Genomic DNA, 12,571 nt, shown 5'->3' with positions numbered 1-12,571 from the left:
TATATCCAATCTACTTTTAAATTAGTGTTGATCTTTTTCTGTTTTTTCATATTCATGAATTGTATTCTCAACAGTTTCCATGAATTCCATTTGATCTTCACCATCTGCAAATGCCGTTCCATCATCTAAAGGTGGTGTAACATTGTTACCTTTTAATGATTTTACTTTATTTACAACTGGCGCTGCTTGTTCCTGTACTTTTTTTACGACAGGTGCAGCTTGCTCTTGCACTTTTTTCGTTAATTCTGAGGATTTTTGTTTTGCTTGTGAAGTGATGTCAGAGCTTTTCACTTTCACGTCATTACGTAAATCTTTACCAGATTTTGGTGCTAAAAATAATGCTGCTGCTGCTCCAATTACACCACCGACGAATGCGCCAATCACAAAATCTTTACTACTCGTACACGATGAGTTATCTTCATAAAGTGCATCTTGTTTTGATACGTATGTTTCGGGTAAATAAAGCGACTGTCCTGTATTTTCTAATTGTTCACGGACTTCACTATAGTTTAATTTTGATCCTGACATGCAAGTTCCTCCTCTATCTAATTAACAACTTTATTTTTCTTCATTTTGTTACGTAGACTTAAAATGGTTGTACCCCATTGTACCACATTCGCAATTTGATCGCGATTTTGGTCAACACTTGTATTAATTGTAGATGTAACATTTTGTACAGTATTGTTTAAACCAGATACAGAATCACCAAATCCTTTTACTGCACCAACTAATGAGTTCAGTTGTTCTGACTTATGTTGAACATCTGCTGCAAGTGCATTTGTTGTATGAAGTAATACTTCTGTTTCCTTTGTAATGCCTTGCATCTGACCTTCAATACCTTCCATTGTTTTTGCAACACTAGTTAATGTTCTTTTCACAGAACTTAGTGTTACAGCCAAGCTAATACATAGCACTAATACGGCTATCGCAAAAATAAGTGCTGCGATGTAGAGAATGCTAATCATGCTTTTCCCCTCCTACATGGTAATACTACTCAAATTTCCACAATTTTACGTTACCTAAACATTGTGTGATATCTATATTCTACTATTTTTCTCTAAATCCTTCCAACAATATCATTATCGTAAGCAAATATTCTTTCAAAAAATTTAATACAAAAGAAAAAAAGAGGCTGGAATGACTCCATACCTCTCCTAATTTACACCAATACTTCTTCGAATGCTTTTTGGAATTTACCAATGTCGCCTGCACCCATAAATAAGAATACAGCTTCTTCATGTGCTTTTAAATCTTCAATGTTTTCTGTACGTAATATGTGGCTTCCTGGAATTAATGCTGCTAAATCTTCAATCGTTAATTCTCCTGCATTTTCACGTGCAGAACCGAAAATATCACATAAGTAAACACAATCTGCTCCACTTAAACTTTCGGCAAAGTTCTCTAAAAACGCTTTTGTACGTGAGAATGTGTGTGGTTGGAATACTGCTACCACTTCACGATTTGGATATTTTTGACGTGCTGACTGAATCGTTGCACGAATTTCTGTTGGATGATGTGCATAATCATCAATTAATATTTGCTCGCCTTTGATTGTTTCAGAAAAACGACGCTTTACACCATGATATGTGTTTAATTGCTCTTGAATCATTGTAGCTGGAATACCTTCATACTCACATAGAGAGATAACAGCTAATGTATTTAAAACATTGTGATCTCCGAATAATGGAATATGGAATTGACTATAAAACTCATTACGAACGAATACATCAAATGTCGTACCTGTCGTATCTTTTTCAAGATTGCGTGCTTCAAAGTCATTTTCAGAGCCAAAGCCATAATAAACAACTGGAACATTTGCTTGAATACGTTGTAAGTTTTCATCGTCACCACATGCAATGATGGCTTTTTTCACTTGTAGTGCCATCTCTTGGAATGCACTAAATACATCGTCAATACTTGTATAATAATCTGGATGGTCAAAATCAATATTTAACATAACCGCATAATCTGGGTGGTATGCTAAGAAATGACGACGGTATTCACACGCCTCCATTACGAAGTTTTTTGCATCTACTGCTCCTCGTCCTGTACCATCACCAATTAAATAAGATGTCGGTTCATTACCTGCTAGTACATGTGCCATCAAACCTGTTGTAGATGTTTTACCATGTGCGCCTGTAATTGCTACAGATGTATATTTTTCAAGATAATTCCCTAAAAATTCATGGTAACGAATAACCTCGACACCTAATTCTTTTGCACGCACAAGTTCTACGTGATCATCTGGAAAAGCATTTCCTGCAATGACGGTCATACCTTCTTCAATGTTATTCGCATCGAAAGGTAACACACGAATACCACGTTCATGTAGTGGCTCCTCAGTGAAGAAATGTTTTTCTATATCAGATCCTTGTACCTTCTCACCAGAATCAAATAAAATTTGTGCTAATGAACTCATACCAGAACCTTTAATTCCAGTAAAATGATATAATGTCATGTTGAAACCTCCTGAGAGTCTGTTTTTCACTCTCTTTTTTTCATCGTTCTTAATTGTTATTTACAGTAATAGATTCATTGATTTTTCAAAACATCTAATATTATAGCACGAAACGAATCATTTCAAAAACTTCCGTTCATTTTACTTCCATATACCTATATTTCGCGAAACTTTTCAACATATAAGAGTGATTTTCGTATTACTGTTGGAAGATTGAATCGACTTGGTCTGGTGTTAAAAATACTTCACGTGGTTTCGTGCCTTTTGCTTCTGACACAAAGCCGTGAGCATCCATCATTTCTACTAATCGTGCTGCTCGGTTATAACCAATGCGATATTTACGTTGTAAAGATGAGATGGATACACTACCTTCTTCTGCAACTGAACGACAAACTTCCTCAAATAGTTCATCTTGCTCTTCTGCCTGTTCTACTTTTTGAACAAGCTCCTCTGGTGCGAAAGCATAATTTGGTTTACCTAATGAACGAATATATGCTGTAATTTGTTCAATTTCCTCATCTGTTACAAACGTTCCTTGTAAACGAACCGTATCTGATTTACCATACCCTAAATACAATAAATCACCGCGTCCTAAAAGACGTTCTGCCCCTTGTGAGTCAATAATTGTACGTGAATCAATTTGAGATGATACAGAGAATGCTATACGTGTTGGGATATTCGATTTGATTAGCCCTGTAATGACATCAACAGATGGTCTTTGTGTAGCAAGTACTAAATGAATTCCGCATGCACGTGCTTTTTGTGCAATACGACAAATCGATTCTTCTACTTCTGCTGGAGCCATCATCATTAAGTCTGCTAACTCATCAATTACTATAACAAGATACGGCATTTTTAATGAGAATCTTCTTTGTTCTTCAACGATTTCATTATAGCGTGTAATATGACGAACCTTCATATGATGGAATAATTGATAACGACGTTCCATTTCATCTACTGCCCATTTTAATGCGGCTGTCGCTGCTTTTACATCTGTAATTACAGGACTCACTAAATGAGGTAGTTCATCGTATACAGCTAACTCAACAATTTTCGGATCAATTAACATCAGCTTGACATCTTGTGGACTAGCCTTCATTAACAAGCTAATTAAAATAGAATTAATACAGACGGACTTACCTGAACCAGTCGCTCCAGCAATTAATCCATGTGGCATTTCACTTAAATCAAATGTTACAGGTTGACCTGTAATATCGAGTCCTAAAGCTACTTCCAAATCTTTGTTAGAATCTCTAAAACTGTTATTACCCACAATTTCCGATAGTCTAACCGGTCTTGCTTTTGCATTCGGTATTTCAATACCAATTGAACGTTTTCCTGGAATTGGTGCTTCAATTCGAATATCACGTGCAGCAAGTGCTAACTTTAGATTATCCGAAAGATTTTTAATTTTACTTATTTTTACGCCATGACCAACTGTAATTTCAAATTGTGTAACAGTTGGACCTTGTACGATATTTTCAATTTCTGCTGGAACATTAAACTCTGCTAAAACTTCAACTAATAACTGTCCCTGTTCTTCCATCCACTCTACATCAGCTTGTTGAAATTCTGGTTCACGTAATAACTGCAATGTTTCATCGTAAACTTGCCATTCGATTTTTTCTTGTACTTCTTCTATTACATTTGCCTCAATTGTGCTTGGTAAGGGTAACTCCTCTTCTAAAACTTTGGTGGGTGAATCCTCATCTTCTACTTTTACAGAATCTTCTGTAGTTCGCTTTACTGACGGTACAGCATAACGATTTGTAGGTGCTTTGGAATCTTTCCAGCTTGGTAGAACGATTTCCTTCGCCTGTGCTTGCTGTAACTTTTCTTTGTCTGATTTCAACATAACCACATTAATTGGTGTCTTACTTCTTTCTCTTACTGGAGTTTCTATTGGCATCTGAGCTGGTACAAGTTCTTGTACTTCTTCTCGCTCTGGTTCTTGCTCTGTTACGAGTTCTTGTACTTCTTCTCGCTCTGGTTCTTGTCCTTGTACGAGTTCTTGTACTTCTTCTCGCTCTGACACTTGCTCTGTTACAAGTTCTTTTACTTCTTCTTGTTCTGGTTCTTGCTCTGTTACGAGTTCTTGTACTTCTTCTCGCTCTGGTTCTTGCTCTGTTACGAGTTCTTGTACTTCTTCTCGCTCTGGTTCTTGCTCTTGTACGAGTTCCTCTACTTCTTCTCGCTCTAATACTTGCTCTGTTACAAGTTCTTGTACTTCTATCTGTTCTGGTTCTTGCTCTGTTACAAGTTCTTGTACTTCTTCTCGCTCTGACACTTGCTTTGTTACAAGTTCTTGTACTTCAGCTGTTGCTAACTCGATTGTTTCTTTCTCTTGAACTAGCAATGCTACTTCTACTTCTTCCACTACTTGTTCAGAAGGTGAGATTATCTCAACAGCTTCATTTGTTGTAGTGACTTTTGCTACTTCATCTATTTGAATTGTTTTAGGCTGTTCATGTACTTTAGATTCCAATTTTGGTAGTGTCACTAGAATTTCATCGTGCTTTTTAATCGTTAAAGATTCTGACTTTTGTTCAGTAGGCTTTGGCGTAGTTGGAACAGACATGCGACTCGCTTCTAATCTTTCCTCTCTACGCACACGATTTTGCACTAATTGATCTGCCAATGTGCCACGATTTTTCTTACGTTCTGCTTGTAATCGCTCCTGTACCTTTCGCTCATATGGCGTAAGTGTTGATGGCTTTTTAAATCCAAACACTGGTGATGGTACATCACTTGGTACAAACCGTTTTTTCGGTTGTACCGCTGGCTCGATTGGCACTGGTGTTTTATTTAATTGTGGTTTCACTGCTGGTTCGTCTTTTATCTCTACTTTTGTAGTAGGCGTACTTGATTTTTTAAATGGATTATAGTGTTCACGTGACATACCATGTGCAACGTGTTGTGAATTACCTGGCGCTGTAAAAGGTGAGTAATGCTCTTTTGAACTTACTGGTGTTGTTCCTCTATTTAAACGTAATGGTTTAGATTCAACTGCTGGTTGTTCAATTAATTGATTCACTTCATTTGAATGAGTAGAAGAATCCGTAACAACATCGTCTATTAATGGGAATCGAAAGTTACCTTTAGATGTTTTCGGCTGTTCTTCTCGTTGTTGCTCTTCATAGGTTTCATAAGAAAAGTCTTCTTCTGCTTCTTCATATGTATTTCGATCATACATCTCTTGTCCATCTTCATCTGTTACTTTATTAAAAAGGTTTTTAAACCATTTCATATCCAATCAACTCATTTCCAAATAATTGACTTTATTTTATCAGTTATAAAGCAGATGGTGCAACGTTCACACAGAATTTAAACATCTTTTTTCCCAATAAAGTAATCTTTTTTGTAATTTTCATCTTTTTTTCATAAAAATTAGCATGCTCAGACAAAAACTTTTATATACAAAAAGGGATTACGCATGTGCATAATCCCTCTTTTACACTTTATGCTTTAAAAGCAGTACCTACTTGTGCGCTGTCTTCTAAAACTAAAATTCCTTTTACTTGTGGGGCATTTGGAATTGCTAATTCACGAGCTGAACAAAGCATTCCAAACGAATCCACACCACGGAGTGCAGACTCTTTAATCACCATACCTGATGGCATCACTGCACCGACTTTTGCGACAACAACTTTTTGATTTTGTGCAACATTTGGTGCGCCGCATACGATTTGAAGTGGTTCTGATTCACCTACGTCTACTTTTGTAATGTGTAGTTTGTCAGCATTCGGATGTTTTTCAATTTCTACAACATGACCAACAACGAATTTTGGTGAAAAATCAACATGTAAATCAATTTGTACATCTGCTTCTGTTAGTGCTTTTTCCAGTGATTGTACAAACTCTTTTGTAATATCAATATTCCCTACAACACCGTCTAAATTCATTTTTTCACTCGCGTTAAATAAGTTAAAGCCCTTCACTTCTGAAGTAGCTTCTTCTGTTAAAATTGCGACGTCACCACGACGGTCCACAATTGTTTTTACAGCTGGTTCTGTTGATAGTTCTACTAGTAACACGTCACCGACATGTTCTTTATTATATGATGCAATCATTGCTTATTCTTTCTCCTTTTTCACACTGTTTTTCGCCATAATGAATATAGGCTCTAATTTTTGGTTTTCGTAAATGAATGATAATGATGTGATGGGCACAGCACCTACTGAGAAGAAGTGCATCGTCATCTGTGCTAAAACATCATATCCCTCTTTATTTCGTATGTCTCCAATAATGAGTACATCTTGATGTGGTACAGAAACGGTCATATCACCTTCAACCTTATTCGCCATCTCTTGTAGGAAAGCTTCGTTTAAAATACGGCTCGCATCATATCCATCATTGTGATTTAAGAAGTAAAATACATTGCCAGCGACTTCATCTTGTTTGACGTCTGTTTTTAAAGAACGTACTTGGAAACGCGCCATTTCTTTTACTTGTGTCTCTGTTAAATTTAATTGACTGAGCATACTCTCATCAATTAGACGATACGTATTTCCTAAATCAAGCGCAAAGAAAATCGTCGTTTCAGCAGTATGCTTTTCTGTAATGAAAGGAATACCGTCTTTTGTTTTCTTCGGGAATGAACCTGAACGAATGGCTGGATAAATCGTAATATTTTGCCCAAATCCCTCTGCCTGTTCACGTAACATCGCTTCGAAAGTTTGTTCAATAATATATACGACCTCGTCAATCGCAGCTTCTTGACGCTGTTCGTACTTATTCAGTACATCGCCAAGCATTAAGTCCATACCTTTTTGTAACGCTCGATGTTCAATGCGTAGTTTATTCGTCTTCCCATCTAATTCCCACGCATACGTATCTTCACCTAAACGTTCTTTCAACGCTTGAATTAATTCAGGTGCTTTCATGTCATCACTCCATTATTGTGCAAGAAGAAATTCTTCAATTTCTTGTTGTGTTTTACGATCTTTTGATACAAAGCGACCTGTTTCTTGACCATCTTTATAAGCGATAAAACTTGGAATACCAAAAATATCAAGTTCGATACATAAATCGATAAACTGATCACGATCTACTAATACAAATTCAAAATCGTTAAATTTTGTTTCCAAAGCTGGCATAAACGGTTCGATAAAACGACAATCTGGACACCAGCCTGCTGAAAATACAAATACCGTTTTGCCTTGTGCTTTGATTGTTTCAAATTGCTCTACACTTTGTAATGTTTTCATTTTTCTAACCTCCGTATCAAATATAGGACTTCCTCATTCTAACTGTACCATCTATTCCTTTGCAACTCTACTGTTTCGACCAATAACGATACTGTCCTACTAACATTTCCACAATTGGTTCAAACATCTGTGCACGATCAATTAATCCATCTGTAAATACACCAATCGCACCTGCATGTTGTCTCGTATCTTGTTCTTTTGTGTAACGATCCATAACAGGTCCAAGCTCTTCACCTGCAATTAATGATTGGACGATTTCGATTGGTAAGGGTATTTGTACACCTGCTGCTGTGTAAGTATGCTCTTTCGTTGCAAGAGCTGCCCAGTTACATAAGTAGAGTTCTTTACCAATCCATTTCACACCGCCTTCTAACCCAAAGGCAAGGTCTGCTCTTGATGTCTGTAACGTCTGCTTTGCTCGATTAATCGCACCAAGACGCGTTTCTTCATCTGAAAAAGGTTGTGCGCTTACACCTGAGTCTACATCATAGCCAGTGATACTTGAAATTTCGATGAGTGTACGATTTACTACTGTTTCCACTGCTTTTAATTTTGCTTTATTTTTTGTTCCTACTGCGATCTTCACATTCATCACTCCTGCATCTTTCATGTAACTTGAAGAAATGAAAGAAGAAATCGCAACCGTTCACGACTTCTTCTTTCAAAGTTATTTAACCATTTTGTTGGATTGTTTCCCATGTTGTGCGGTCTGCATTACGTACAAGTGTCACGATTAATTCTTTTGCTGCATCAATATCATCTGTATGAATAATTGAAGCGTGTGTATGAATATAACGTGAACAAATACCAATAACAGAAGACGGTACACCATTATTTGAGATATGAACATTCCCTGCATCTGTACCACCCGGTGATACAAAATATTGATATGGAATATTATTTGATTCTGCTGTATCTAGAATATATTCCCGCATGCCTTTATGTGTCACCATCGTACGATCAAAAATACGTAATAATGCACCTTTACCTAACTGACCAAATTGATTACGGTCACCTGTTACATCATTTGCTGGACTTGCATCAAGCGCAAAGAATAAATCTGGTTTAATCATATTAGCTGAAACTTTTGCACCGCGAAGCCCTACTTCTTCCATTACATTTGCGCCTGAATATAATGTATTTGGTAATTTTTCACCTTTTACTTCTTTTAGGAGTTCAATTGCTAAACCACAGCCATAGCGATTATCCCACGCTTTTGCCATGATTTTTTTAGGATTTGCCATTTGAACAAATTGACTTGTTGGAATAATCGATTGACCTGGTTTAATGCCCATCGACATCGCATCATCTTTATCATCTGCACCAACATCAATTAGCATATTTTTAATTTCTGTCGGTTTTTTCGCCATCTCGGGCGTTAATAAATGTGGTGGCACTGAACTAATAACCCCTGGAATCACACCTTGGTCACCATAGATATCTACGCGCTGCGCAAGCATCACTTGATTTGACCAACCACCTAATGGTTGAAAACGAATCATACCGTTATCTGTAATTTGTGTCACCATGAATGCTACTTCATCCATATGTCCCGCAACTAAAATACGTGGCCCATTATCGTCACCCTTTTTTAATCCGAAAATCCCACCTAATTGATCTTGTACAATTTCGTCTGCATACTTTGATAATTCCTCACGCATAAAAGCTCGTACTGCATGTTCATTACCAGGTGCACCTGGTAATTCTGTTAATGTTTTAAATAATTGTAATGTGTCTTGATTCAATGAAATAGCCCCCTTAATTACATAAGCAATACCCTTATTTTAATATTAATATTTCCAAAAAACCACTGATAGTTTCGAAAACCGTAATATTCGACACTGTTTTCAATACCATAATTCCCCTTATTTATGGTACACTAACAAAGAATAGAACTAATGAGGGGGTATTCAAATTATGAAAGCACGTGACTTTATAATTGGTGTTGTTACAGGTGTAGCAGCTGCTTATGTCGTAAAAGAGGCGACGAAACAAGTGAATCCAAATCGCAATCCGAATGCCATTTTGGAAGAAATCAAGCAAGAGTTTAAAAAACAAGGACCAATCGATGGTTCGTGGATTTTCATGCAACCCGAAACATTCTATAAAGAAGATATTCCAATCTCTGTTTATAAGGGTGGAATTTCACGCATCGAAAATGGCGAAAGCGTAAACTTTGAATTCGCTGCTGATAGCAAAAGCGGTGTCATCGTTGACTTAGTACGCGTCGCATAATTTTTTTATATGTAGCTGTTAGTCAACCTAACATTTTTTACAAGGACACTCATGATTTCATGAGCGTCTTTTTTTATGTCTCTTGAATTGTCAAATTAAACGCAACGCCTTACCAAAGAAAAGTTCATAAGGTGTCTTCCAACCTAAGCACTTACGCGGACGTTTATTTAATTTCTCGATACAAGTAGTAATATAATCATTTAAACAGGCTGTCATATCTTCTATTTTTGAAAAGTACTCCCTAATCAGTCCATCTTCTGAATCGATGAGTCTCTTTTGATATTGCACTTACATTGTAAACTCAAGATACAAAAAAGCCTTTAAAATAATTAAACTTGAACAGAGTTATTCCGTTCATTTTAATTAGCCCAAAGGTTATAACTTTAAAATCAACGTCTTTTTATAAAACATAAAAAGTAAAAATAATATATTAGAATTATAGTAAAAAAATACATATGCATATGTTTCAACAAAAAAATAAATTCTATTCATAATTTAACTGAATCGATTATGAACTAATACATCATCATTTCTAAAAATAAAATATCCCAATGATCAGGATATAATCTCAATTTATTCAATCAATATTGTGATAAATACATCCAACTCGAATCATTAATTTCATTTTCATTCAATTTTACATCTGATTTTACACAATCTAATAACCTATTAAAAAAAGGTATTGTATCTACTCTAAATTCATTATCATATAAATCTTTAACAACAAAATTTTTAAAAATCATAGTTGTTAAATTCGTAATATTTAACAACTCATTAAAAAAGTTTTTCAAAAATAAACTATCTTCTTCATCCAGTTCTAAATCACTATATAACTAACAACATTACGATCTCTTAAAAATTCAAATATCTCTAAATCTCTTGATTTAAAAACTCTAATAAATGAATCCATGTACATAAATCTCCTTTTTTTATCCAAAAATCAATCTAGGATTTAATAATAATTTTCCAACAGATATACCAATTATAGCAGTAATAGATATTACAACTGTAGGTTTCATCAAAATTTGATTCCAACTAAGTTTAGAAGCTTTATCTCTTTCTTTATCCGATTTCACTGTTTTTCTAAAGCTTTTTTGAAATCATTTGTTTTTTAAACATTTTTTGAACGGTTTTTAGTACACCAGCAGAAATAAGTGTTTTACTATGACTTTTTGTTACTTGATTAAGCATAAAACACGTTGATATTTCGATGTATTAATTCCCAACCGTTTTGCTTCGATGGAGACTGTAGCAAAACGGTTACATAAATAATTACTTGAAGGGGCTATTCAAACAACAACAACGAATCGCGGGAAAGAATTCAGCTATTACAAAATACTAAAATTGGGTGAAAAACTGCATACGAGGCGTTTTAAAAAAACTGTGGCACTTAATTTGACAAACTATCAAATTACTCTCTAAGCAGTCCATTTTTTGAATCGATGAAGTCTCTTTTGGTGTTGCACTTATATTGTGAATTCAAGCTATAAAATAGGCTGGGACAGAACAAAATAATATGTTTCAAATACGAATAATCAAATCAATTGAACGCGTAGAAAACGACTCCTGCGGGAATAGCATGAGCTGAAAACCCCACAGGAACGTAGTGACGAGGAGTTTGAAGCCATGCCCGCGGAAAGCGTTTTTCGAAGCGGAAATTGATCTGAACGAACAAATCCCGTATGATTTTGAAAAATCATACGGGATTTGCTATGTTGAAAATACTTTTGTCTCAGGCTCCATTACACTTATTGAACTGGATTTTTCTCTGTTACAATAAGCTCGTCAATGACTTCCTTACCTGTTGGGTCCCATTTAATCAGACGCTTATGTGCATCATGGTAGAAGCTCACGAAGTAACCGTTCTCAAGAATTTCTGATACAAGCTCATCTTTTGCAAAAACAGATGTCATTGGATAATCATCATATGCCAGTACCCACAGTGGATTTTGATGTGCATGTGTTGGCATTAAATCTGCCATATGAATAATTGTCTCGCCATTTTGTGATAGACGAATAATTGCATGACCGTCACTATGTCCACCTGTATGAATCATTTGAATACCTTCAGCTACATCCAACTTGTCTTCATATGTCTGTACTTGATGAACGATTGGCTCCCAGTTCTCTTTCCAATATGTGTTTTGTGAGCGAATATTCGGATTACGCATCTCATCCCATTCTACTTGTGTTGTGTAGATTGTCGCATTTGGAAAAACTGGAACAAGTTTTTCACCTTCATATTTTGTTAAACCACATGCATGATCAAAATGAAGATGCGTCATTAATACATAATCGATATCCGCAGGTGTTAAATTCAACTTTGCTAGGTCTTCTTCAATATGTGATTGATCTGTTACACCGTAATTGCGTAGTTGTTTTTCTGTGAATTTGCCATTACCTACACCTGAATCAATTAAATAATTTTTACCACCATATTGGATCAAAATTGGATGTGTTGGTAATTCAATTTGATTTTTGTCATTCACAGGATACTTTCTAGACCATAGTGGTTTTGGTACTACCCCAAACATCGCCCCACCATCTAAAAATGTAACACCACCATTTAGCCACGTTAATGTCATATCATGAAATTTGTAAGAATCCATCTGTTTATCCCCCTTGTTATGATTCGACTTCACTTCTATATTTTACCATGAAAAGCTCGAAA

11 protein-coding genes are annotated in these 12,571 nt (G+C 35.8%); 1 reads left to right on the top strand and 10 read right to left on the bottom strand.

Going from position 1 to position 12,571, the window contains the following annotated elements:
• Positions 1-21: 21 nt before the first annotated feature.
• The 9 genes from ACKVQX_RS04025 to ACKVQX_RS03985 all read right to left on the bottom strand — a co-directional run bounded on the left by ACKVQX_RS04025 (position 22) and on the right by ACKVQX_RS03985 (position 9,410).
• Positions 22-528 carry a YtxH domain-containing protein gene (locus tag ACKVQX_RS04025; protein WP_068451820.1) on the bottom strand — a complete coding sequence of 169 codons (507 nt, stop codon included), beginning with the start codon at positions 526-528 and terminating at the stop codon, positions 22-24.
• A 17-nt stretch (positions 529-545) separates the two neighbouring features.
• The gene (locus ACKVQX_RS04020; RefSeq protein WP_068451817.1) at positions 546-965 is read right to left on the bottom strand and encodes a DUF948 domain-containing protein; all 420 of its coding nucleotides are present in this window, start codon (positions 963-965) and stop codon (positions 546-548) included.
• Between the two features lie 194 nt (positions 966-1,159).
• Positions 1,160-2,458, bottom strand: a complete 1,299-nt coding sequence (gene murC / locus ACKVQX_RS04015) for a UDP-N-acetylmuramate--L-alanine ligase (RefSeq protein ID WP_068451814.1) — start codon at positions 2,456-2,458, stop codon at positions 1,160-1,162.
• A gap of 199 nt (positions 2,459-2,657) precedes the next feature.
• Positions 2,658-5,705 (bottom strand): DNA translocase FtsK, encoded by a 3,048-nt coding sequence (locus ACKVQX_RS04010; RefSeq protein ID WP_338838087.1) that lies wholly within the window; start codon positions 5,703-5,705, stop codon positions 2,658-2,660.
• Between the two features lie 211 nt (positions 5,706-5,916).
• Positions 5,917-6,528: a YtpR family tRNA-binding protein gene (ytpR, locus tag ACKVQX_RS04005; protein ID WP_325943237.1), complete on the bottom strand. Its 612-nt coding sequence runs from the start codon at positions 6,526-6,528 to the stop codon at positions 5,917-5,919.
• A gap of 3 nt (positions 6,529-6,531) precedes the next feature.
• On the bottom strand, positions 6,532-7,341 hold the full coding sequence (locus ACKVQX_RS04000; protein WP_068451807.1) for a DUF1444 family protein: 810 nt from the start codon (positions 7,339-7,341) through the stop codon (positions 6,532-6,534).
• Between the two features lie 12 nt (positions 7,342-7,353).
• A complete protein-coding gene (locus ACKVQX_RS03995; protein WP_068451804.1) occupies positions 7,354-7,665 on the bottom strand; it encodes a thioredoxin family protein in 312 nt (103 codons plus the stop codon).
• 67 nt (positions 7,666-7,732) lie between these two features.
• The gene (locus ACKVQX_RS03990) at positions 7,733-8,257 is read right to left on the bottom strand and encodes a DUF84 family protein (RefSeq protein WP_409136046.1); all 525 of its coding nucleotides are present in this window, start codon (positions 8,255-8,257) and stop codon (positions 7,733-7,735) included.
• Positions 8,258-8,336: 79 nt separating this feature from the next.
• On the bottom strand, positions 8,337-9,410 hold the full coding sequence (locus tag ACKVQX_RS03985) for a M42 family metallopeptidase (protein WP_409136045.1): 1,074 nt from the start codon (positions 9,408-9,410) through the stop codon (positions 8,337-8,339).
• A gap of 172 nt (positions 9,411-9,582) precedes the next feature.
• Between ACKVQX_RS03985 and ACKVQX_RS03980 the strand changes: the two genes are divergently transcribed.
• Complete coding sequence (locus ACKVQX_RS03980) at positions 9,583-9,900, top strand: peptidase M4 (protein ID WP_068451794.1); 318 nt, start codon at positions 9,583-9,585, stop codon at positions 9,898-9,900.
• 1,748 nt (positions 9,901-11,648) lie between these two features.
• Here ACKVQX_RS03980 and ACKVQX_RS03975 read toward each other — a convergent pair.
• Entirely contained in the window at positions 11,649-12,509 is an 861-nt protein-coding gene (locus ACKVQX_RS03975) for an MBL fold metallo-hydrolase (RefSeq protein WP_409136044.1), read from the bottom strand.
• Positions 12,510-12,571 lie beyond the last annotated feature (62 nt).

It is taken from the genome of Kurthia sp. ISK08 (assembly GCF_046159805.1).
GTDB classification, from domain to species: Bacteria; Bacillota; Bacilli; order Bacillales_A; family Planococcaceae; genus Kurthia; species Kurthia gibsonii.
Note: the sequence above shows the minus strand (reverse complement) of the source record. Positions and strands in the feature narration are given on the sequence as shown.